Annotated in this window: 18 protein-coding genes and 1 pseudogene; 11 read left to right on the forward strand and 8 right to left on the reverse strand. The window is 68.0% G+C overall.

The genetic code is table 11. The features are described 5' to 3' along the window. The first annotated feature begins 243 nt into the window (after positions 1-243). The 4 genes from ASF25_RS18465 to ASF25_RS18480 all read left to right on the forward strand — a co-directional run bounded on the left by ASF25_RS18465 (position 244) and on the right by ASF25_RS18480 (position 4,205). Entirely contained in the window at positions 244-1,317 is a 1,074-nt protein-coding gene (locus tag ASF25_RS18465; RefSeq protein ID WP_056172316.1) for a sulfate ABC transporter substrate-binding protein, read from the forward strand. A gap of 108 nt (positions 1,318-1,425) precedes the next feature. Then, entirely contained in the window at positions 1,426-2,283 is an 858-nt protein-coding gene (gene cysT / locus ASF25_RS18470) for a sulfate ABC transporter permease subunit CysT (RefSeq protein WP_056172313.1), read from the forward strand. Next, complete coding sequence (gene cysW / locus ASF25_RS18475; RefSeq protein WP_056266621.1) at positions 2,276-3,154, forward strand: sulfate ABC transporter permease subunit CysW; 879 nt, start codon at positions 2,276-2,278, stop codon at positions 3,152-3,154. Before cysT ends, cysW begins: the two co-directional genes overlap by 8 nt. Before the next feature lie 4 nt (positions 3,155-3,158). Further along, positions 3,159-4,205, forward strand: a complete 1,047-nt coding sequence (locus ASF25_RS18480) for a sulfate/molybdate ABC transporter ATP-binding protein (RefSeq protein ID WP_056172309.1) — start codon at positions 3,159-3,161, stop codon at positions 4,203-4,205. 84 nt (positions 4,206-4,289) lie between these two features. On the opposite strand, the gene ASF25_RS18485 is transcribed toward ASF25_RS18480, so the two are convergent. Further along, positions 4,290-4,712, reverse strand: a complete 423-nt coding sequence (locus tag ASF25_RS18485; RefSeq protein WP_056172306.1) for an organic hydroperoxide resistance protein — start codon at positions 4,710-4,712, stop codon at positions 4,290-4,292. 249 nt (positions 4,713-4,961) lie between these two features. Between ASF25_RS18485 and ASF25_RS23940 the strand changes: the two genes are divergently transcribed. Further along, entirely contained in the window at positions 4,962-5,543 is a 582-nt protein-coding gene (locus ASF25_RS23940) for a MarR family transcriptional regulator (RefSeq protein ID WP_280137360.1), read from the forward strand. An 84-nt stretch (positions 5,544-5,627) separates the two neighbouring features. Here the strand turns inward: ASF25_RS23940 and ASF25_RS18495 are convergent, their stop codons facing one another. Next, positions 5,628-5,990 carry a cytochrome c family protein gene (locus ASF25_RS18495; RefSeq protein ID WP_056089739.1) on the reverse strand — a complete coding sequence of 121 codons (363 nt, stop codon included), beginning with the start codon at positions 5,988-5,990 and terminating at the stop codon, positions 5,628-5,630. Positions 5,991-6,301: 311 nt separating this feature from the next. Between ASF25_RS18495 and ASF25_RS18500 the strand changes: the two genes are divergently transcribed. Together ASF25_RS18500 and ASF25_RS18505 are read left to right on the forward strand one after the other, a co-directional pair. Continuing rightward, on the forward strand, positions 6,302-7,735 hold the full coding sequence (locus ASF25_RS18500; RefSeq protein WP_056172303.1) for an FAD-linked oxidase C-terminal domain-containing protein: 1,434 nt from the start codon (positions 6,302-6,304) through the stop codon (positions 7,733-7,735). Positions 7,736-7,886: 151 nt separating this feature from the next. Continuing rightward, complete coding sequence (locus tag ASF25_RS18505; RefSeq protein ID WP_056306363.1) at positions 7,887-8,156, forward strand: hypothetical protein; 270 nt, start codon at positions 7,887-7,889, stop codon at positions 8,154-8,156. Positions 8,157-8,952: 796 nt separating this feature from the next. Here ASF25_RS18505 and ASF25_RS18510 read toward each other — a convergent pair. Then, complete coding sequence (locus tag ASF25_RS18510; protein ID WP_056172298.1) at positions 8,953-9,186, reverse strand: hypothetical protein; 234 nt, start codon at positions 9,184-9,186, stop codon at positions 8,953-8,955. A 707-nt stretch (positions 9,187-9,893) separates the two neighbouring features. On the opposite strand from ASF25_RS18510, the gene ASF25_RS18515 reads away from it, so the two are divergent. The 3 genes from ASF25_RS18515 (at position 9,894) to ASF25_RS18525 (ending at position 11,918) form a co-directional block, all read left to right on the forward strand. Next, a complete protein-coding gene (locus tag ASF25_RS18515; RefSeq protein ID WP_056306366.1) occupies positions 9,894-10,787 on the forward strand; it encodes a cobalamin B12-binding domain-containing protein in 894 nt (297 codons plus the stop codon). Between the two features lie 101 nt (positions 10,788-10,888). Beyond that, entirely contained in the window at positions 10,889-11,311 is a 423-nt protein-coding gene (locus ASF25_RS18520) for a BLUF domain-containing protein (RefSeq protein WP_056306368.1), read from the forward strand. A gap of 130 nt (positions 11,312-11,441) precedes the next feature. Beyond that, the gene (locus ASF25_RS18525; protein WP_056306370.1) at positions 11,442-11,918 is read left to right on the forward strand and encodes a BLUF domain-containing protein; all 477 of its coding nucleotides are present in this window, start codon (positions 11,442-11,444) and stop codon (positions 11,916-11,918) included. Positions 11,919-12,279: 361 nt separating this feature from the next. On the opposite strand, the gene katG is transcribed toward ASF25_RS18525, so the two are convergent. From katG to ASF25_RS18540, 3 genes are all read right to left on the reverse strand, one after another. Continuing rightward, positions 12,280-14,601 carry a catalase/peroxidase HPI gene (gene katG / locus ASF25_RS18530; RefSeq protein ID WP_056306372.1) on the reverse strand — a complete coding sequence of 774 codons (2,322 nt, stop codon included), beginning with the start codon at positions 14,599-14,601 and terminating at the stop codon, positions 12,280-12,282. Positions 14,602-14,990: 389 nt separating this feature from the next. Beyond that, positions 14,991-15,653, reverse strand: coding sequence for a hypothetical protein (locus tag ASF25_RS18535; protein WP_056306402.1), 663 nt, complete (start codon positions 15,651-15,653; stop codon positions 14,991-14,993). 428 nt (positions 15,654-16,081) lie between these two features. Further along, the gene (locus tag ASF25_RS18540; RefSeq protein WP_056306374.1) at positions 16,082-16,996 is read right to left on the reverse strand and encodes an aldo/keto reductase; all 915 of its coding nucleotides are present in this window, start codon (positions 16,994-16,996) and stop codon (positions 16,082-16,084) included. Between the two features lie 202 nt (positions 16,997-17,198). On the opposite strand from ASF25_RS18540, the gene ASF25_RS18545 reads away from it, so the two are divergent. After that, entirely contained in the window at positions 17,199-18,170 is a 972-nt protein-coding gene (locus ASF25_RS18545) for a LysR substrate-binding domain-containing protein (protein WP_082502914.1), read from the forward strand. Positions 18,171-18,546: 376 nt separating this feature from the next. Here ASF25_RS18545 and ASF25_RS18550 read toward each other — a convergent pair whose 3' ends face one another. Then, positions 18,547-19,755, reverse strand: coding sequence for an IS91 family transposase (locus ASF25_RS18550; RefSeq protein WP_056306376.1), 1,209 nt, complete (start codon positions 19,753-19,755; stop codon positions 18,547-18,549). A gap of 4 nt (positions 19,756-19,759) precedes the next feature. Further along, positions 19,760-20,679, reverse strand: a pseudogene (locus tag ASF25_RS18555) (tyrosine-type recombinase/integrase). Between the last annotated feature and the right edge of the window lie 137 nt (positions 20,680-20,816).

Here is a 20,816-nt window from a genome sequence, read left to right on the forward strand (position 1 = left end):
AAGAACACTTGCGCGGAGAACGAACTTGCTCCCGATGCCGGTGTGCGGAAAACGACCTTTTCCGTCTCCCCCGAAGCTTGACCCAAACATGGGAATTCCCATCTCCCGGAGCCTTGTCCCCGGGAAACGGTACGGGCAGGCCGGTTGACATCGTTCGTTATATAGAACGAAAACCTTGCCGTGGACCGGACGACCCGTGATCGGCTCCGGGATCCAGAACGGCCCGTTATCAAGAGGCGACAGATGTCGAGCGAGACCCACCAGACCCGAAGCCGCCGAAGCCTGGCTCTGTCCGCCTGCCTCGCCACCGCCCTGCTGCTGGCCGGGCCCGTCTTCCTGACGGGACCTGTCTCCCCGGCGGGACCCGCTCGCGCCGACAGCGAATTGCTCAACGTCTCCTACGACCCGACCCGCGAGCTCTACAAGGACATCAACGCCGCGTTCAGTGCCGACTGGAAGGCCAAGACCGGCGAGACCGTGACCGTGCGCGCCTCGCATGGCGGCTCCGGCTCCCAGGCCCGCACGGTGATCGACGGCATCCCGGCCGACGTGGTGACCCTCGGCATCCCCTCCGACATCGATGCCATTTCCCGGCTGTCGAAGAAGATTCCCGCCGACTGGCGCACGAAGCTGCCCAATGCCGGCCTGCCCTACACCTCGACGGTGGTGTTCCTCGTGCGCAAGGGCAATCCGAAGGGCGTCAAGGACTGGGGCGACCTCGTCAAGCCCGACGTCAAGGTCATCACCCCCAACCCGAAGACCTCGGCCGGCGGCCGCTGGAACTTCCTCGCTGCCTGGGGCTACGCCTACGAGAAGGACGGCAAGGACGTCGACAAGGCCAACGCCTTCGTGGGCGAGCTCTACAAGAACGTCCCCGTCCTCGACACGGGCGCCCGCGGCTCCACGGTGACCTTCGCCCAGCGCGGCCTCGGCGACGTGCTGCCGACCTGGGAGAACGAGGCCTACCTCGTGTTCGAGGAATTCGGCCGCGACAAGTTCGACGTGGTGGTGCCGCCGACCTCGATCTACGCCGAGCCGCCCGTCGCCCTCGTGGACGCCAACGTCGACAAGAAGGGAACCCGCAAGCAGGCGGAAGCTTACCTGCAGTTCCTCTACTCGGATGCCGCCCAGGCGATCTTCGCCAAGCACCATTACCGGCCCCTCAACCGCGCCGCCGCCAAGCCCGAGCATCTCGCAGAGCTGCCCGAGCTGAAGCTGTTCAAGATCGAGGATCTGCAGGGCAACTGGGACGATATCCAGAAGAAGAACTTCGACAACGGCGGCCTGTTCGACCAGCTGAGCAAGGCCGGGCGGTAACCGCTCCTTCTTCCCTGAACCGGCTTCGCCCAACGGGCCTGGCCTGAACAGGGGCCCCTCCTCCCCGCCCGCCGGGGAGGAGACCTCTCGAGACGCCCGGACGAGCCCATGGCCTCCCCACCCCTCCGCCCGCGACGGCGCTTCCGCCAACCGAGCGTCATTCCCGGCTTCGGCCTGACGCTGGGCTACACCCTCACCTGCCTCAGCCTCATCGTGCTGCTGCCGCTGGCCGCCCTGGTGGTGCGCGCCTCCGGGCTCGGGCTCTCGGGGATCTGGGAGGTCGCCACCGATCCGCGCGTGGCCTCGGCGCTCCGCGTCAGCTTCGGCATCTCGGCCCTGGCGGCGCTCACCGCCTCGCTCTTCGGCTTCCTCGTCGCCTGGGTGCTGACGCGCTACGACTTTCCCGGCCGCAGGCTCGTCGACGCGGTGGTGGACCTGCCCTTCGCCCTGCCCACCGCCGTCGCGGGCATCGCGCTGGCCTCCCTCTATGCGCCGAACGGCCTCGTCGGCGAGCAACTGGCGAAGCTCGGCATCCAGGCCGCCTACACCCCGGTGGGCATCTACATCGCCATGGTGTTCATCGGCCTGCCGTTCGCCGTGCGGACGGTGCAGCCCCTCATCGTCGAGATCGACAAGGAGATCGAGGAGGCCTCGGCCACCCTCGGGGCGGGCCGCTTCCACACCCTGACCCGGGTGGTGCTGCCGCCCCTGATCCCCGCGGTGCTCACGGGCTTCGCGCTCGCCTTCGCGCGGGGCGTCGGCGAGTACGGCTCGATCATCTTCATCGCCGGCAACCTGCCCTACGTCTCCGAGATCGCGCCGCTCCTCATCGTCATCAAGCTCTCGGAATTCGATTACGGCGGCGCCTGCGCCATCGCGACGATCATGCTCGGCATCTCGTTCGTGACCCTGCTCGCCATCAACCTCATCCAGGCCTGGAGCCGCAGGAGATTCGGCTATGTCTGAGATCGCAACCGACCTGCCGAGGCAGCAGCCGGCCAGCGTCGTCACCGAGGGCGGCCTCGTGCGCGGCCTCCTCATCGCCGTGGCGATCGTCTTCCTCGCCCTGTTCCTGGTGCTGCCCCTGGCGACGGTGTTCGTCCAGGCCTTCGCAAAGGGCTGGGACGCCTATCTGGCCGCCTTCCACGAGGCCGACGCCCACGCGGCCATCCGCCTGACCCTGATCACGGCCGCCATCGCCGTGCCGTTCAACCTCGTCTTCGGCGTCGTGGCCTCGTGGGCCATCGCCAAGTTCGAGTTTCGGGGCAAGAACCTGCTCATCACCCTCATCGACCTGCCGTTCTCGGTCTCGCCGGTGGTCTCGGGGCTGATCTACGTCCTCGTCTTCGGCTCCCAGGGGCTGATCGGGCCGTGGCTGATCGAGCACGACATCCAGATCATCTTCGCGATCCCCGGCATCGTGCTGGCGACGATCTTCGTCACCTTCCCGTTCGTCGCCCGCCAGCTCATCCCGCTCATGCAGGAGCAGGGCACCGCCGAGGAGGAGGCCGCGTTGACCCTGGGCGCGTCCGGCTGGCACGCCTTCCGGACGGTGACGCTGCCCAACATCCGCTGGGGGCTCCTCTACAGCGTGCTCCTCTGCAACGCCCGCGCGATGGGTGAATTCGGCGCAGTCTCGGTGGTCTCGGGCCACATCCGGGGCCTCACCAACACGCTGCCGCTCCACGTGGAGATCCTCTACAATGAGTACAACTTCGTTGCCTCTTTCGCCGTCGCCTCCCTCCTTGCCGGTCTCGCTCTTGTCACCCTCGGCCTCAAATCCCTCCTCGAATGGCGCTACGCCGGCGACATCGCGGCGTCCGGCCGCCGGCACTGAACCGGTGAAGGGCTCCACCGCCATCCGGGTCGAGAACCTGTCGAAGACCTTCGACACGGCCGCGGTCCTGCATGACCTCTCCCTCGACGTGCGGGCGGGCGAATTGTTGGCGCTCCTCGGGCCCTCGGGCTCGGGCAAGACCACGCTGCTGCGCATCATCGCGGGCCTCGACTTCCCCGACCGCGGCCGCATCGTGTTCGGCGCCGAGGACGCGACGCGGCTCCCCGTGCAGCAGCGGGCCGTCGGCTTCGTGTTCCAGCACTACGCCCTGTTCAAGCACATGAGCGTCGCCGACAACATCGCCTACGGGCTGAATGCTCGGAAACGCGCCGACCGACCCAGCAAAGTCGAGATCAAGCGCCGCGTCGGCGATCTCCTCGATCTCATCAAGCTGTCAGGCTTCGCCGACCGCTATCCCTCCCAGCTCTCGGGCGGCCAGCGCCAGCGCATCGCGCTCGCCCGGGCGCTCGCCGTCGAGCCCCGGGTGCTGCTCCTCGACGAGCCGTTCGGCGCCCTCGACGCGCAAGTCCGAAAAGATCTGCGGCGCTGGCTGCGCGAGATCCACGACCGCACCGGCCAGACCACGATCTTCGTCACCCACGATCAGGACGAGGCCCTCGAACTCTCCGACCGGGTCGCTGTCCTATCGCGAGGGCGCCTGGAGCAGATCGGGACGCCCGACGAGGTGCAGGAGGCGCCGGTCTCGGCCACCGTCCTGAAGTTCCTCGGCGACACCATCGAGGTCGAGGCCATCGCCCAGGGCGGCCAGGTCCGGGTCGACGGCCGGCTCACCCCCGTGGCGGCGCCCCCCGGCCTCGTCGGCCCGGTCAAGCTCTACGCCCGTCCCTGGCAGCTCCAGTTCGCGGAAAGCCACGAGGCGCACCTGCACGGCACCGTGCGCTCGTCCTACCGCAGCCAGGGCCGCCAGCGCATCGAGGTCGACCGCCCCGAGGGCAAGACCGTGGTGGTGGAGGCCTCCGACACCGCCCGCCTGCCCGCCGGCCGCCCCGTCGGCCTGCGCATCCTCGCCGGGCACGTCTTCGCCGGCTGACCGGGGTTCCGGACACGACGGCGGCCCCCTCGGAAGGTCCGAGGGGGCCGCATGGCATCGCCGGGTCCGTCCGCGGGGACGGGATCAGGCGGCCGAGATGTCGACCTGGATGTTGCCGCGGGTGGCGTGCGAGTACGGGCACACCACGTCGGCGCGCTTCACGAGATCCTGCGCCACGGCTGGGTCGACGCCCGGCAGGGTCGCCTTGAGGGTGACCACGAGGCCGAAGCCCGTGCCGTCGTCGCGCTTGCCGATGCCGACGGTGGACTCGACCTTCGAATCCTCGGCGATCTTCACCTTGTCCTGGGCGGCCACGAACTTGATCGCGCCGAGGAAGCAGGCGGCGTAGCCGGCGGCGAAGAGCTGCTCCGGATTGGCGCCGGGGGCACCGTTGCCGCCGAGTTCCTTCGGGGTGGTGAGCGTCACGTCGACGGCCCCGTTGTCGCTGGCGGCGGAGCCCTCGCGGCCGCCGGTGGCGTGGGCGCGTGCGGTGTAGAGTGCCTGCATGATCGGTCTCCTCGTTGGGCTGATGGCCGTGACGGCGCGCCAATTCGATTGCGCGCAATCTAGTTTTCATGTCGCACAAATATCGATTGCGCGCAACCCGGTTGCGGTGCCGCGACGGTCGATTGTGCGCAATATGAGTTCCGCCTAAGATGGGCGTTCGTCGCGCCCTGGGGAAAGGGCGGCACCGGGAACCGGTTCCGTCCCCTCGAACGGTGCGATGGGTCACGCATGGAAATGGAAAGTCGCCGCATGTCCGGCCGAGAGGATGCCCCGCTCTCTCTAGAAGTCCCGGCGGCCCCGTCCGCGGCGCAGAGCCTCGACGGGCAATTGTGCTTTGCCGTCTACGCGGCGGCGCACGCCTTCGGCCGGGCTTACCGCGCGCTCCTCGCCGCCCACGACCTGACCTACCCGCAATACCTCGTGCTCCTCGTGCTGTGGGAGCAGGAGGGCGTGACGGTCAAGGAGATCGGCACCCGTCTGTTCCTCGATTCGGGCACCCTGACGCCGCTGCTCAAGCGCCTGGAGGCGTCGGGCCATGTCCGCCGCGCCCGCGACCGGGCCGACGAGCGCCAGGTGAGCATCTTCCTCACGGAGAAGGGTCGGGACCTGAAGGGCCGGATGGACTGCGTGCCGCACGAGGCCGGCGGCCTCACCGGCCTCGATCTCGATGGGCGCCGGGCGCTCCTCGACGTCCTGGTGACCCTGCGCGGCGCCCTGCACGAGCGCCTGGGCGAAGGCGAGGGAACGTCCGCCGCCCCCGGCCGGGCGCGACCCGAGACGCGGGCCGGCAAAGGAAAAGCCGCCCCCGCGGGAGCGGGGACGGCTTCCTGACGATCTGCCTCGGCGAACCGACCCGCCGGTGGCGGGCCGGGCTCGGGATTTGGATTTGGTCTCGGATCAGGACTTGGTCTCGGATCAGGACTTGGTCTTGAGGTAGGCGATGATGTCGTCGACCTTCTTCGGGTCCTTGACGCCGGGGAAGACCATCTTGGTGCCGGGGATCTTCTTCTTCGGGTCGGTCAGCCACTCGTGCAGGTTGGCTTCGTCCCAGGTGATGCCGGAGCCCTTCATGGCCGCCGAGAAGGCGTAGCCGTCGGCACCTTCGCCGGCCTTCGCGCCGACGACACCCTTCAGGGTCGGGCCGACGCCGTTCTTCTCGAAGTTGTGGCAGGCCTTGCAGGGGGCGAACGCCTTCTCGCCGGCGGCCGCATCGCCTTCGGCGTGGGCGGAGAGAGGGAGCACGAGCGCGAGGGCGACGCCGAGGATGAGATGACGCATTCTTGTTTCCTCCTGAGGGGCGGTTTTGGGCCACCCCGGCTTATGGCAGAGCTTGGTCCTTTAGAACAGATCGAGGGTAAAAACGTTCCAGTCCGTCCGATGGCGTCTGCGGCGAAACGAAGCTTCGCCGGGCCGGCGCCGTCGACCCGTCCCCGACCCCGGCGCGAAGCCCCTGGGAAGGGCGCGGCTTTGGCTGTAGCGTCGTCCCTCGAAGACTGCTGCGACCGCATCGCCGGTCTACGCCGTCCAAGCTGAGCGTGGGCTGAAGACCCGGCGCCGACCGTCCCCGAGGAACGCCCGAAGGACCCGAGATGACCATCGCCTTTCCCGTGCCGGATGCCGGCATCGTCGCCCGCCGCGACGCGATCATCGAAGGGCTGCGCCCCCTGGTGGCGGCCGAGGCCCTGGTGACCACCGAGGACGAGCGCCGCGCCTTCGAGACCGACGGGCTGACGGCCTATCGCAAGATGCCGCTCGCCGTGGTCCTGCCCTCCACCACCGCGGAGGTCTCGGCCGTGATGGCGTATTGCCACGCCAACGGCGTGCGGGTGGTGCCGCGCGGCGCCGGCACCTCGCTCGCCGGCGGTGCCATCGCCCAGGAGGACGCCATCATCCTCGGGGTGGCCAAGATGAACCGCATCCTCGACATCAGCTACGAGAACCGCACGGCGCGGGTGGAATCCGGCATCACCAACCTGGCCATCTCGGGGGCGGTCTCCCACGAGGGCTTCTTCTACGCCCCCGACCCGTCGAGCCAGCTCGCCTGCACCATCGCGGGCAACATCGCGATGAATTCCGGCGGGGCGCATTGCCTCAAATACGGGGTCACCACCAACAACCTTCTCGGCGTCACCCTGGTGATGAACGACGGCACCGTGGTGGAGATCGGCGGCGAGCACCTCGATTCCGGCGGCTACGACCTGCTCGGCCTCGTCTGCGGCTCGGAAGGGCAGCTCGGCATCGTCACGGAGGCCACCGTCCGCATCCTGCGCGGTGCCGAGGGCGCGCGCCCGGCGCTTCTGGGCTTCGCCTCCGTGGAGGATGCGGGCGCCTGCACCGCCGCCATCATCGCCGCCGGCATCATCCCGGTGGCGATGGAGTACATGGACCGCGAGGCGATCCTCATCACGGAGGATTTCGCCCAGGCTGGTTACCCGCGCGACGCCGAGGCCATGCTGATCATCGAGGTCGAGGGCTCGGACGCCGAGTGCGAGGCCATGCTCGCCCGCATCGTCGCCATCGCGGAGGATTTCCGCCCGACGAGCCTGCGGGTGTCGAAGTCGGAGGGCGAGTCCGCCGCCATCTGGAAGGGCCGCAAGTCCGCCTTCGGTGCCACGGGCCGCATCTCCGACTACATCTGCATGGACGGCACCATTCCCACCGGCCAGCTGCCCCTGGTGCTCGAGCGCATCGGCGCCATCTGCGCCGGCCACGGCCTGCGGGTCGCCAACGTGTTCCATGCCGGCGACGGCAACCTGCACCCCTTGATCCTGTTCGACATCAACAAGCCGGGCGAACTCCAGAAGGCCGAGGCCGCGGGCGACGCCATCCTCAAGCTCTGCGTCGAGGTCGGCGGCTGCCTCACGGGGGAACACGGCGTCGGCATCGAGAAGCGCGAGCTCATGCGCTTCCAGTACGGACAAGCCGATCTCGACCAGCAGATGCGGGTGAAGAACGTGTTCGACCCCGGCTGGCTCATGAACCCCGCCAAGGTGTTCCCCCTGGAAGGCCGCGTCGCGGCCTGACCCCGATTTGACTTCTCGCAGGCCGCGTCGCGGCCTGACCCCTTTCTGAGTTTGTCGACGGGCCGCATTGCGGCGTGAACGAAGTGAGCGGCGTCCCGGAACGGGGTGGAGCGTGACGGTGTTTCATCCTCCGCAATCGTGGAGGATCACCATGCGGATCGTTTCGACCCTGTCGGCCGTCGCCCTCGCCACCCTGGTGAGCGCCGGCGCGGCCGAGGCCAAGGGCTGCATCAAGGGCGCGATCATCGGCGGCCTCGCCGGCCATTACCTCGCCGAGCGCGGCGTCGTCGGTGCCGTGGCGGGCTGTCTCGGCGGGCGCTATCTCGCCAACCGCAAGGCCCGGCGCGAGCGGGAGATCGACTACGGCTCCCGCGTCCAGCAGCGCGGCGGCGGCTACAACCAGCGCGGCTACAGCTACTGAGCGTCACGGCCGGCCATCGCGCCGCCTTGCCGTGCTCGGGCCAGGAATCGTTCGCGGCCGGAGAGACGTGGAATGCTTCGGCCGGGCGGCTTCGCCGGGCCGGGCGCTGCCGTCTCCCGACGGGCCTGGATGGCTGCGCGCGGCGGAAACCTGGCGCATCCCGCGCCTCCGGGCGGGGGCATCGCGGCTGGCCGTGAGCGCACGGGCCGTATCGCCGACTGGCCTGAGAGCCGACCGGCGAGGCGCCGGGCTTGGCCCTCTCGGGTCGAAACGGCGTCCCTCTCCCAAGGCCCTTCGACTGCACGTGGAACCGCCGGAACGGCTCGCCCACCGCCTCGTCGACGCGGTCATTCCGCCCGGCCGCCTCGTCCCGGCGCAGACGCGCCGCTTCGTCATAGGGGGCGGCTCGGATCGAAGCCGGATGCGCGCGGAACGTGTCTCCCGGCTATCGGATCGGCCGGTTTCCACGGCACGGTCGGGCGCCCCCGGCCGGCTCGCCGTAGGACCTCGTCGGGTGATCTGGCTGTCGAAGGTCGAGACGTTGCCCCAGTACAGGGCCGGGTGAGCGTTGAAGATCCGGAGGCCGCTCGTGCGCAGGGCCAGGAGGCACACCGCATCGACCCACTGCGTGATGCGGACGACCACGGGATGCCTGTACATCCTTCGGCGACGCTCGACGTCGCCGATCCCGGACGTAGAGCGGGTCGGTTGCGAGCCAAACGGTCTTCTTCGAAGTCGTGGCCGTCGGGGTGGAGGCCCCTGCGTCGGGACCTCCGAAAGCGTCGCGTATTCGAGATCACATGCCGCGGTTCATCATCCGGTTCTTCATCATGCGGCGCTTCATCATGTTCTTCCGCATCATGCGCTTCTTCATCATCATCCGCTCACTGCGGTCCATGCGGACCTGGGTGACGCCGCTCTCGGACTGAAGGCCGTTGACGGACATCGGGGCGGCCGTGGCCGAACCGGCGGCGAGGGCGATGCCGCCGAGGGCAGTCAAGGCGGTCAGCGCAAGGGTGAACGTCTTCATGTGTGATCTCCTGTGGAGGTGAACATCTTATCCAACCCACGAGACAACAGCATGATTGTATCGTTGTTCCCGAAAGAACGAAGAATTACTTTCCGATACTCTGATGATCTTGCAAGAGTCATCCCGCGCTCACATCAAGGCTTTTGCCTGGGCGCGATCCTATCCTCTCGCGTCGGTACGGAACGGGTCGGCGCGAAGTTTCAGGTCATCCACCAGGACGCCGCGGAGTCGGATCTCGACCCCGGACGAGCGGACGGTGTCGACCCGACGAGATCGGGGCCGCCCGCATCGGGGCTCACCCTTTCAGCAAAGGCGGCCCCTCTCCCGCTCACGGGCGAAGGCCCGCCGATGTGGCGCCGCTGCCCCCCTCACCGATCGACGCACGACCGCTTCCGGCGGATGGCGGAGAGCGGCTTATCCGGCAAAGTCGGGTCGGGGGCTGGCTGGCCGCTCTGCGACTGGGTCGGGTGGGAAGCGGTCGGTCCCCTCCAGGCTGCACTCGACGAGAGACGGACGTTCGACGACCTGTCTCTCGGCGAGTTGGGTCGTATGATCTGCCCGCCGTGAACCGCTGATATCGGCCGAGCGGGGTCGGAAATCCGCCGCCTTTACAACGCCCGCATTTGCGTCTCTGTTGCTCTCCGTACTCGCCGGACGACGGTCAATAACAAACGGGGACTTGAACCCCGGACCATGGGGATGAGGCAATGCTGGATCCAGGGTCGACCCATCGGGAGTGGGCGGGTCTCATTTCGGCGGGGATCGCCGAAGCGGCGTATGTTCGGGAGGACTATGCACGACGAAGATCCGTGGACGAGGCACGGCAGCGGACCCTGGCGCTCGGCCGCATCGTCCAGACAGACATCATCCCCCGGCTGATGCTGCTTGAACGCGGCGAAAGGCAGGTCCGGTCGGACGTTCCACCGAAGCTGGATACGGAAACGGTCGCGGGCTTCACGGATCTGATCCTCGGGCACGACGTCACGGCCGTCATGAACGCTTTCTCAGCCCTGACGGCCAAGGGCTATTGCGTCGACGACCTGTTCCTCGACCTGCTGGCACCTTCGGCGGCCTTGCTGGGACGCATGTGGGACGACGACCTGTGCGACTTCATCGAGGTCACGGCCGGCCTCGCCCAACTCCAGTTCCTGCTGGCCGCGTATCGCATGGACGGAGGCATCGCGCCCTACGATAGCGAGCGCCGTATCCTTCTGATGGGATCGCCAGGCGAACTTCACACCTTCGGCTTGGCCATCGTCGAGCAGTTCATGCGCAAGGCCGGCTGGCATGTGGCGAGTGGCCTTGCCTCCAGTCCCGAGGAGATCGCCGATCTCGTCGGTTCGGAGCCGTTCGGCGTGGTGGGCCTGACGCTGAGCCGGGAGAGCCATCTCGATCAACTCGCGGCCTCGATCCAGGCGGTGAGACGGGCGTCACTCAACCCGTCGATCGGCGTCATGGTCGGGGGACCCGTCTTCCTCGAACATCCCGAATATGTCGAACGGGTCGGTGCCGATGCCTCGGCGGTCGATGCTGCAACCGCCGTGCTGCTCGCACAGAGACTGCTCTCGTCTGTAAGCTCCGAGCGCTCGAAAAGGCCCTGAGAAACCTGCAATCACCGCAGCGATTTCTCATCCTTCGAGCCTTCGACCGACCGAATGTCGATACCTCCACCGATCCGACGGCCCGATAGGATCCAGCAGCAATGTCCGTCGTTCAGCTCATCTATGCCTCACGCCCGTTTGGCTTCGATCAAGCGACGCTCAATGGCATCCTGTCGCAATCGCGCCGATGCAACGCCCGCGATGGGATCACCGGCGCCCTCATCTGCAGGGCAGATGTCTACATGCAGTTGTTGGAGGGCTCGGCGGGCGCGCTAGATGCAACCTATGCCCGGATCTTGAGGGACGACCGGCATTTGGAGATCAGGCGGTTGTCTTATTGCACCGTGGCGGACCGATTGTTCCCCCGCTGGGCCATGCGTGACGATCCGGCCCGATCTTGGATGTGGTCGCAAGCCGAAGTCGCAAAAGGGGCGATCGATCAAGCGACTTCTCTGCAAGCGCTCAGGATATTCGAGCGGCTCGCGGCTGAACCTGAATGCGACGACGCATCGTGCGCCTCATGAACAGCTAGGGGATCGGACAAGGATGAATGGCTGGTCGGCGGATCGGACCGATGCCGCTCGGTGGATTCGGACGCCGGCCCTGTTCAAGTCGCATCCTGGTCTGCCCGGAATAGATGAAGCGAGATCACCCATGTTCGACGAATACGGCATCCCGCGCGGCGTCAATTTTGACGAAGATGCGCTCGTTCCACTCTATCATTTCGTCTACTGTAGCCGTGCCGCCGAAGACGTTGACGATGCCGAAGTCTCCCGCATCGTCGAGGCGGCCCAGCGCAACAACCTTGCACACGGAATCACCGGCGTGCTGGTTTTCGGCAGCGGCGTCTTCTTCCAGTGGATCGAAGGACCAGCCGGCCAGATACAGAAACTGATCGCGATCCTGCATCGTGACAAGCGGCATTATGACATCGTTTCGCTGAGCCAGAGCGAGGAAGAGCGAGAACGTCTTTATCCGAACTGGGACATGGAGAAGGTCGAAGCCGAAGATATCCGCCTGGTGCTACGGGATGCGCTCGAAAGCGCAGACGATCAAAACAATCGCGTGGCGCTGACGCGTATTCTCGAACACCTGGATTCGGGCACGCTCGACCCGCTTGGTCGGGGCTGACCGGGACCCACGTCCGCTTTCCAGCAGACCCGAGGCCAATTCGTACGACCAAGTCGGGTCGACATCCGCCGGTCCGCTCTTCGCCTGGGTGGCGTGGGGTATGGCCGAGCTGCGTTCGGACGGCCGTGCGGAGAAGCGGGCGTTTCCCCGGGCATCCAGCCGTCGGACCCGCCGGTGGGGACGCCCTCCTCCTCGCCTGAGCGCGGGACCCCGACGGATCGCACCGACGGATCGCACCGACGGAGGGGACGGCGCTCCTGCGCCGAGCCGCCCTCGCGGTGCCCCCGTCCCACCGGACGGTGGGACGGGCTGTCTACCGGCCGTTCGTCGGTCAGGCGGCCTTCACTCAGGCGGCCCTCCCTCAGGCAGCCATGGGCCCGTAACGCCGGTGGCCCTTCACGTCGTACCGGTCGAGCATCATCACCTTGTCCCAGACCGCCACGAAATCCGCCACGAACCGGCTCTGGCCGTCGCTGCCCGCATAGGCATCGGCGATGTTGCGCAGCTGCGCGTTCGATCCGAACACGAGATCGTTGCGCGTCGCCTCGAACTTCGCCTGGCGGGTTTCGCGGTCCTTGAGCGTGAAGGCCGTCCCGGCCGCGTCCGTCGTCTCCCAGACCAGGTTCGTGTCGGTCAGGGTCCGGAAGAAGTCCGTCGTCAGCACGCCGACCCGGTCCGTGAAGATGCCCCGGTTCGACCCGTCGTGATTGGCGTTGAGAGCACGCAGGCCGCCCGTCAGCACCACCCATTCGGGGGCGGTCAGCGTCAGCAGGTTGGCCTTGTCGAGGAACATCTCCTCTGGCGCCAAACGCTGCGCCATCGCGTCGAACCCGTCGTCGACGTAGTTGCGGAAGCCGTCCACGACGGGCTTCAGCCACGTGAACATCTCGATGTCGGTCAGCGCCTGCGTGGTGTCGACCCGGCCGGGCGTGAACGGTACCCGCGTCGCGACCCCGGCATCCCCGGCCGCCTTCTCCACGGCGATGCAGCCGGCGAGCACGATGAGGTCGGCGAGCGAAACCTGCTTGCCGTCGCTGCGGCCGCCGTTGAACGTGGTCATGACGCCGCGGAGCGCCTCGACCACCGGCGCGGCCCGGCGGTTCACCGCCCAATCCTTCTGGGGGCTCAGGGCGAGGCGGCCACCGTTGGCGCCCCCGCGCTTGTCGCTGTCGCGGTAGGTCGAGGCCGCCGAGAAGGCCGTGAAGGCGAGGTCCGAGACCGAGAGGTTCGTGGTCAGGATCGCCTGCTTCAGGGCGGCGATCTCGGGCTCGCCGATGGGGCTGTAGGCGGCCTCCGGAATCGGGTCCTGCCACAGCAGGCCGTCCTCGAGGGTCGCCTCCGGGCCGAGGTAGCGGTGCCTGGGCCCCATGTCGCGGTGGGTGAGCTTGTACCATGCCTTGGAGAAGGCCTGCGTGAAGGCGTCGAAGTCGCCCAGGAACTTCTCGCAGACCTTGCGGTACGCCGGGTCGACCTTCAGGGCGATGTCGGAGGTCATCATCATCAGGGGATGCATCTGTCCGGCGACATGGGCGTCGGGGGTCTTCGGCGCGTTCGGATCCTTCGGGGTCCATTGCAGGGCGCCGGCCGGGCTCTTGGTCTGCTCCCAGTCGAACTTGAAGAGGTTCTCCAGGTAGGCGTTGTCCCACCGGGTCGGATCGGGGGTCCAGCTGCCCTCGATGCCGTTGGTCATGGTGTCCTTGCCCGAGCCGGTGCCCTTCGGGTTGTTCCAGCCCAGGCCCATCGCCTCCATGGGCGCCATTTCGGGCGGCGGTCCGATCTCCTTGGCGGGGGTCATGCCGTGGCTCTTGCCGAAGGCATGGCCGCCGGCGATGAGCGCCACGGTCTCCTCGTCGTTCATGGCCATGCGGGTGAACGTCGTCCGGATGTCGTTGGCCGAGCCCTGCGGGTCGCCGTTCGCGTAGGGCCCTTCCGGGTTCACGTAGATCAGCGCCTGGTGGGAGGCGGCGAGGGGGTTCTCCAGGTCGTAATCGGCGTCGCCGTTCCGGCCCCGCCAGCGCTGGTCGCGGTTGACCATCTCGTCGAAGCTCGAGACCGTACCCATCTCGACGACCTCCGGCCCCCAGTAGGTGGCGTTGTCCGCCTCCCAGGCGTCGAGGCGCCCGCCGGCGAACCCGTAGGTCGGCAGACCCATGATCTCCAGGGCGCAATTGCCGGTGAGCACCATCAAGTCGGCCCAGGACAGCGCGTTGCCGTACTTGTGCTTGATCGGCTGCAGCAGGCGACGCGACTTGTCGGTGTTGCCGTTGTCCCACCAGCTCGAGATCGGCGCGAACCGCTGCATCCCGGTGCCGGCACCGCCGCGCCCGTCCGCGATGCGGTAGGTGCCGGCCGAGTGCCAGGCCATGCGGACCATCTGCGGGCCGTAATTGCCGTAATCGGACGGCCACCACGCCACCGACGAGGTCAGGAACTGCTTGATGTCGCCCTTGAGGGCGTCGAGGTCGATGCTCCCGAAGGCGGCGGCATAATCGAAATCCGGCCCGAGCGGATCGGCCGCGAGCCCGTTCTGATGCAGGAGTTCGACCCTCAGGCGGTGCGGATACCAGTTCTCCAGGGCCGGACGGGTGCCGAGCGCCCCGCCGATGCGGTCACCTCCGAACGGGCACTTGCCCTCCATCGGGTACGAGTCGGTGTTGGTCTTGTCCGTCGTCATCTCGTTCATCAACGTTTCCCTCGGCGCAGGGCCGGCGCCACCGGACGGATCGGGCCGTCGCCGGCGCCGTGAGGCGTGCGATCCCCCATGCGAAAGCAACTCTTGCGCGACCCGACACTGCCAGCGAAATCAGGCGTCTTTAACAAAAATCAAGGCGTCTCCGGTTCCCATCCGTGTCGGACGTCCGCCGAACGCCTCCGGCCAAGCCGCACGTTCGCGTGAGCCAGAGGTGCTCATGCGCGACGCTGATCGGGGGCGATCGGGACGGCGATGTCCGGGCGGACTTCGCCACCGACCTGGTCGGCGTCCGGAACCGCACCGCCATCGACTTCGTGTTCTGAGGGCCCGCCCGGGGTTCCTCGGCGGCCATACCCGGAGCCGACACCTCGGGGCCGGCTTCAGGGAACGGACGCAGCGGCCTCCGCCTCCACCCGCGCGGCGATCCACAGCACGTGGCGGCGGCCGCCCGGATGGGCGGGGAAGCGGATCTCTTCCACGGAAAAGCCGCAGCGCTTTAGCCGCGCCTTGAAGCGGCGGTCCGGGCTGCCCGACCACACCGCCAGGAGGCCGCCGGGCCGCAGGGCATAATGCGCCCGCCTCAACCCCCAGACATCGTAGAGCCGGTCGTTGGAGCGCCGGGTCATGCCCTTCGGGCCGTTGTCGACATCGAGGAGGATCGCGTCGTACCGCGCCGGGCCCGACTGGATCAGGCGGTTCACGTCCGCTTCGACGAGTCTGACCCGGGGGTCGTCGAGGCTGGCCCCGTGCAGGTGCGCGAGGATGCCCCGCGCCCAGGCGACGACGCCGGGCACGAGTTCGGCGACCACCACTTCGGCCCGGGGGCCCAGCACGTCGAGGGCGGCCCGCAGGGTGAAGCCCATGCCGAGGCCGCCGATGAGGATGCGCGGGGCCGGCCTCTCCGCCAGCCGCCCGCACGGGAGGGTGGCGAGCGCCTGCTCCGATCCGCGATCCTGGTCGGTCATCAGTTCGGCCGTGCCGACCTGGATCGAGTAGGCCTCGCCCCAGCGGCGCAGGTGCAGGGTCTCCCGCCCACCGGGAATCGGGGTGCTGTCGAGATCGACCCAGGCCGTCGCGGTCGTGTCTCCGCCAAAGCTCCTAAGCCGGTTTTGCACGCATGGTCTCCGGTTCTGCGTCGATACTGTGCGTCATCGACGAGGCCTGGATCAGTTCGCGTCGGCGTGCAAGCGCGAACGAATTCAGGATCAGAACCCAACCCGGCCGACTGTCCCAAGGGCTGCTCGCGACCCAAGTCGGTCGTACAGGCCGGCGCGAGCGCACCTCAGTAGCAGCCTCTCGCTCGGCTTTGGGGATCGTCCGTCTCAACAATCCCGTGCTCCAATTCGTGCAGCCAGGTAAGACGTGGCCGAGCGCAGCATGAAGGGTACGAGACCATCCATGCTGCGTGTCGTCTCACGAGGGCGTGACTGTCGACCTCACGCGCGTCGGCGCGTCAGTCCGGCGGCCCCGCTCAGGCGACGTGGGCCGGATCGCCGATTGACCAGGCCAGGCCATCGCCACGATCCATATCGCGGATCGTCGCCATGTCCGCGTCGTCGATGCGGAAGCCGTCAAGGTCGAGGTTCTGGCGCATGCGCTCGGGGTTGAGGCTCTTGGGCAGGACGGCATACCCGTTCTGGATGCCCCAACGCAGGAGAAGCTGGGCTTCCGACACGCCGTACTTGGCGGCCATCGTCTGGAAGACCGCATCCGGCTCCCGCATCGCATCGGTCTTGGCGCTGTCCTGTCCCGGCTCGATGCGCCAGGTGGAGAGGGGGGCGAGACTGCTGTAGGCGATGGGCGTGATGTTTCTCTCGCGCATGTAGGCGATCAAATCCGGCTTCTGCGACCAGGGATGGAGCTCGATCTGGTTGACGTCCGGCATGGTCAGCCCTGCCGCCTCGATCTCCTCCAGGTGCTTCCGGCTGAAGTTGCTGACGCCGACGCTGCGGGCCTTGCCGCTGCGCTTGATCTCCAGCATCGCGCGCCACTGGTCCAGGCGGCCGGCGCCGGTATGCGGTGAGTGGATGAGGTAGAGGTCGACGTCCTTGAGGCCCAGGCGCGTCAGGCTCGCATCGCACTCCGCGATCGTCTCCTCGTACGACTTGATCTCCTCGCCGAACTCCCGGGCGCCGGGCCACAGCTTCGTGGTCACGAACATGTCCTCGCGGCGAAGCCCGGCGTCACGGAGACCTGCGTGCATGCCGGCGCCGACGGCCTCCTCGTTCTGGTAGACGGCAGCCGTGTCCACGTGCCGGTAGCCGAGGGAGATCGCGGTGCGGACCGCTTCCGCGGTCTGGTCCGGCGCGATGAGATAGGTGCCGAAGCCGACGGCCGGGATCTGAACATCGGCGGTTAGCGGGAAGATCTTTTGAAGGGGGGCCATGAACGTCTCCAGGATGGGTCACCGGCAGAGGCCGTGACCGACGGCGGCGGTCGTTTGACCGGGGCCACGCTGGCCCAGACCGCACGCTGCGTCTGAGGAATTCCTAGCGTAGATATTCACGCGACATCAGGCCGGATCGTTCGCTTCTTTGTTGCCTCACATGCTACAATAGCCAGCGCAACCATAAGCGCCCGAGGCAACAATGCGAGACAGGTTCGACGGTGTGCAGATCTTCGTCGAGGCGGTCGAGGCCGGTAGTTTCGCCCGTGCGGCGGATCGCCTAGCGCTGTCACGCTCCGCTATTGGTAAATCCGTCGCCCGCCTCGAAGAACGCCTCGGCGTCCGGCTGTTCCAGCGGACGACCCGGGCCCAGAGCCTGACGGAGGATGGCCAGCAATTCTACGAACACTGCCAGCGCGCCGTCGATGAACTTCGTACCGGCGAGGCCCTCCTCGACTCAGGCCGCCGCGAGGTCGCAGGACGGCTGCGCATCTCAATGCCGGTTCTTTTCGGCCGGCGCCGTGCCGCACCGATCCTGCTCGATTACGCCAAGGAGCACCCGAAGCTCGAACTCGAACTGAGCTTCAACGACCGCGTCATCGACGTCATCGCCGAAGGCTTCGACATCGGGGTTCGGTTCGGCGCGCTGGGCAACGGAACGTCGTTGCGCGCCCGTCGCCTGAGCACGGAACACCGGGTGCTTTGCGCCGCTCCCGGCTACCTGTCGGCGCGCGGATATCCCGAGGTACTTGCGGATCTGGCCGCCCACGACACGCTGATCTACGCGTGCGGCGATCGAGAATACGGCTGGCGGCTTCCCGATGCCGATGGCGCACTCGTGGCCGTTGCCATTGCCGCCCGACTGCGCTTCGACGACATCGAGGTGATCGCGGACGCGGCCCGCGCGGGCCTCGGGCTCTGCTGGCTTCCCCACTGGCTGATCCGCGACAGCGTGCAGACGGGCGAACTCGTCGAGATCTGGGCGGACCGGCCTTGTACGACGGTGGATTGCTTCGCCGTTTGGCCCGCGACGCGCTACCTGCCGTTGCGGTCCCGCCTCGCCATTGATGCACTCGCGGATCGGCTGTCAGAAGGAAACCGGCCCGGCCGCTTGGCACAGCGTCGCCAAAAAGAGGTCGATGTCGTGCAACCTGAAGAGTTTCGGGCGCCGTGAGGCGTACGAAAGTCGTGGAGGAACGAACCCGCGGGATGGCGGACGCCGAGCTATGGAGATTTTGGCAGACCGTCGTCCCCAGTGTGGGACGGAAGGCGCGTGAACGGCGCCGCCTGGGTCCCTGCGCAGTCCCGGATTGCCCGGTAGCCGGCGTTTTGCGAAGCGCCCGAGGGTTGAGGGGCAGTGTTCGCGAGGCTCATCACGGCGTTCGGCACGCGGAGAAGCGAGCCCCGAGGTGCGCCTCCTCGGATGGCTGGCGCTGTCAGGCCATGCCGGGTCATGGCGTACACGCCCGGTTCGGCGCGGGGCGGAACGGTGGCCCGCGTGCCCCGAGGTGCGCCTCCTCGGATGGCTGGCGCTGTCAGGCCATGCCGGGTCATGGCGTACACGCCCGGTTCGGCGCGGGGCGGAACGGTGGCCCGCGCGGTTGGTACCAGCCTGCGAAGGAGCCGACGATCCTCATGGGACCACCGCAGCAGGGGCAAGGCCCTCGCACGTCGGTGGCAGCGTCTCGCGCGTCCGGCTCAGGGTCGGTGGATCGCGGCGGGACCGGTGTGCCGAGGATCGCGCGGATGTGGGCCAGACCGGCCTTCCGGTTCGAGCCGGTGAGGAAGCCGTAGTGCCGGATGCGGTGGAAGCCGCGCGGCAGGACATGGAGGAGGAAGCGCCGGATGAACTCCCCGGCGGACAGGGTCATGACCCGCGCCTGCCCGTCCTCGTCGCACCGGTAGTCCTTGACCCGGAAGCTGACGTTCGCTCCGTCGAAGGCGAGGATGCGTCGGCTGGAGATGGCCACGCGGTGGGTGTAGCGCGACAGGTAGGCGAGCACGGCCTTCGGTCCGGCGAAGGGCGGCTTGGCGTAGACGACCCAGCGCTTACCGCGCACCGGGGCGAGCGCGCGGGCGAAGGCCCTGGCGTCGGCGAGAGGGGCCAGGGTGCCGAAGAAGGCGAGCGTCCCGGTCTCGTGGAGGGCCGCGAGCCCTTCGAGGAACAGGCGGCGGAACAGCATGCCCAGCACCCGCACCGGCAGGAGGAAGGCCGGGCGTGACGCGACCCACTGGGTCCCGTCCGACGAGAGGCCGCCGCCGGGCACGATCATGTGGAGATGGGGATGGTGGGTCATGGCCGAGCCCCAGGTGTGGAGCACGGCGGTGAAGCCGATGCGGGCACCGAGATGCTTCGGGTCGGCGGCGATCCGCGTCAGGGTCGCGCTCGCGGCCCGGAACAGCAGATCGTAGACGGCGGCCTTGTTCTGGAAGGTGATGGCGGCGATCTCGGCGGGCAGGGTGAAGACGACGTGGAAGTAGCCGACCGGGAGGAGGTCGGCCTCGCGCGCGGCGAGCCAGTCCCGCGCCGCCGCGCCCTGGCAGCGTGGGCAGTGCCGGTTACGGCAGGCGTTGTAGGCGACGCGCAGGTGGCCGCACGCGTCGCAGCCCTCGACATGCCCGCCGAGGCTGGCCGTGCGGCACTGCTCGATCGCCGCCATCACCTTCCGCGTAGCCAGGTCCAGGTGCCCGGCCCCATCGGCGCGATAGGCGGGGCCGGCGGCGCGGAAGACGTCGGCCAGCTCGATCGCGGCGCGCATCGCCTCAAGCCGGTACCGGGCCGTCCGTATGGAACAGGGCGAGCCTGTCGAGTGGGCTCGTCACGGCCCGCACCGTCCGGGTGGCGACCTTGGCGTAGAGCGCCGTCGTGTCGAGCCGGGCGTGTCCCAGCAGCACCTGGATGACGCGGATATCGACGCCGTCCTCCAGGAGGTGGGTGGCGAAGGAATGGCGAAGGAATGGCGAAGGGTATGGGGACCGACACGCTTGGGGATCCCGGCCGACCGGGCCGCCTCCACCACGATGCGGTGAAGCTGGCGCGTGCTGATCGGGCGGGCCCAGTCCTGTCCGGGAAACAGCCAACCCTCGCGATGCAGGACGCCCTGGCGGTGTCCCTCGGTCCACCAGCGCCGCAGGAGACCCAGAAGATCGGCGGACAGCATCGCGTTGCGGTCGCGGCCGCCTTTGCCACGCTCGACCCGCAGGAGCATGCGCGTCGAGTCGACGTCGCCGACCTTGAGCGCCGCGACTTCGGCCACGCGCAATCCCGCGCCATAGGCCACCGACAGGGCCGCCAGATGCTTGAGGCAGACCGTGGCGCCGAGCAGCCGGCGCACCTCGTCGGCGCTCAGAACGTCGGGCAGCGGGCGCGGATGGTTGAGGCGGACCAGCCTGCGAGCGAGATCGGGCCGGTCGATCGTATGGACGAAGAAGAAGCGCAGGGCCGAGACGATGGCATTCATCGTCGGCCCCCCGAGGCCGACCTCCTGCTGCGCGATCTGGAAACGGCGCAGGTCGTCGACGGTCGCCGTGTCGGGCGAGCGCCGCAGGAACGTCGCCAGACGCCCGACATCGCGGAGGTAGTTGCGCTGCGTCTCACGGGAGAACCGACGCAAGGTCATGTCGTCGGTCAGGCGCTGACGCAGCGAGCCGACGGCAGCGGCGGGAACGGCAAGGATGGTCATGGGATGGCTCCACTCGGATGAAGGGAGCCACGATCGTCCGCCCAGGCCGGGCGACGCTCAATCAGCGCAGGGCGCTCGTCTCAATCCGAAACCCTCGAAGCTGCCACCCATCCCGCGCAAGCGGGTTCGTTCATCCA

It is taken from the genome of Methylobacterium sp. Leaf100, from assembly GCF_001422845.1.
Classification (GTDB): Bacteria; Pseudomonadota; Alphaproteobacteria; order Rhizobiales; family Beijerinckiaceae; genus Methylobacterium.

What these genes read in the sequence shown, in the direction of transcription:
- ASF25_RS18500 (WP_056172303.1), top strand. Translation starts at nt 6,302, where the DNA reads ATGACCATCGCCTTTCCCGTGCCGGATGCCGGCATCGTCGCCCGCCGC.
- ASF25_RS23940 (WP_280137360.1), top strand. Translation starts at nt 4,962, where the DNA reads ATGTCCGGCCGAGAGGATGCCCCGCTCTCTCTAGAAGTCCCGGCGGCC.
- katG (WP_056306372.1), bottom strand. Translation starts at nt 14,601, where the DNA reads ATGAACGAGATGACGACGGACAAGACCAACACCGACTCGTACCCGATG.
- ASF25_RS18510 (WP_056172298.1), bottom strand. Translation starts at nt 9,186, where the DNA reads ATGAAGACGTTCACCCTTGCGCTGACCGCCTTGACTGCCCTCGGCGGC.
- ASF25_RS18550 (WP_056306376.1), bottom strand. Translation starts at nt 19,755, where the DNA reads ATGCGCGCCGCGATCGAGCTGGCCGACGTCTTCCGCGCCGCCGGCCCC.
- ASF25_RS18520 (WP_056306368.1), top strand. Translation starts at nt 10,889, where the DNA reads ATGTCCGTCGTTCAGCTCATCTATGCCTCACGCCCGTTTGGCTTCGAT.
- ASF25_RS18495 (WP_056089739.1), bottom strand. Translation starts at nt 5,990, where the DNA reads ATGCGTCATCTCATCCTCGGCGTCGCCCTCGCGCTCGTGCTCCCTCTC.
- ASF25_RS18545 (WP_082502914.1), top strand. Translation starts at nt 17,199, where the DNA reads ATGCGAGACAGGTTCGACGGTGTGCAGATCTTCGTCGAGGCGGTCGAG.
- ASF25_RS18465 (WP_056172316.1), top strand. Translation starts at nt 244, where the DNA reads ATGTCGAGCGAGACCCACCAGACCCGAAGCCGCCGAAGCCTGGCTCTG.
- cysW (WP_056266621.1), top strand. Translation starts at nt 2,276, where the DNA reads ATGTCTGAGATCGCAACCGACCTGCCGAGGCAGCAGCCGGCCAGCGTC.
- ASF25_RS18485 (WP_056172306.1), bottom strand. Translation starts at nt 4,712, where the DNA reads ATGCAGGCACTCTACACCGCACGCGCCCACGCCACCGGCGGCCGCGAG.
- ASF25_RS18540 (WP_056306374.1), bottom strand. Translation starts at nt 16,996, where the DNA reads ATGGCCCCCCTTCAAAAGATCTTCCCGCTAACCGCCGATGTTCAGATC.
- ASF25_RS18525 (WP_056306370.1), top strand. Translation starts at nt 11,442, where the DNA reads ATGTTCGACGAATACGGCATCCCGCGCGGCGTCAATTTTGACGAAGAT.
- ASF25_RS18515 (WP_056306366.1), top strand. Translation starts at nt 9,894, where the DNA reads ATGCTGGATCCAGGGTCGACCCATCGGGAGTGGGCGGGTCTCATTTCG.
- ASF25_RS18505 (WP_056306363.1), top strand. Translation starts at nt 7,887, where the DNA reads ATGCGGATCGTTTCGACCCTGTCGGCCGTCGCCCTCGCCACCCTGGTG.
- cysT (WP_056172313.1), top strand. Translation starts at nt 1,426, where the DNA reads ATGGCCTCCCCACCCCTCCGCCCGCGACGGCGCTTCCGCCAACCGAGC.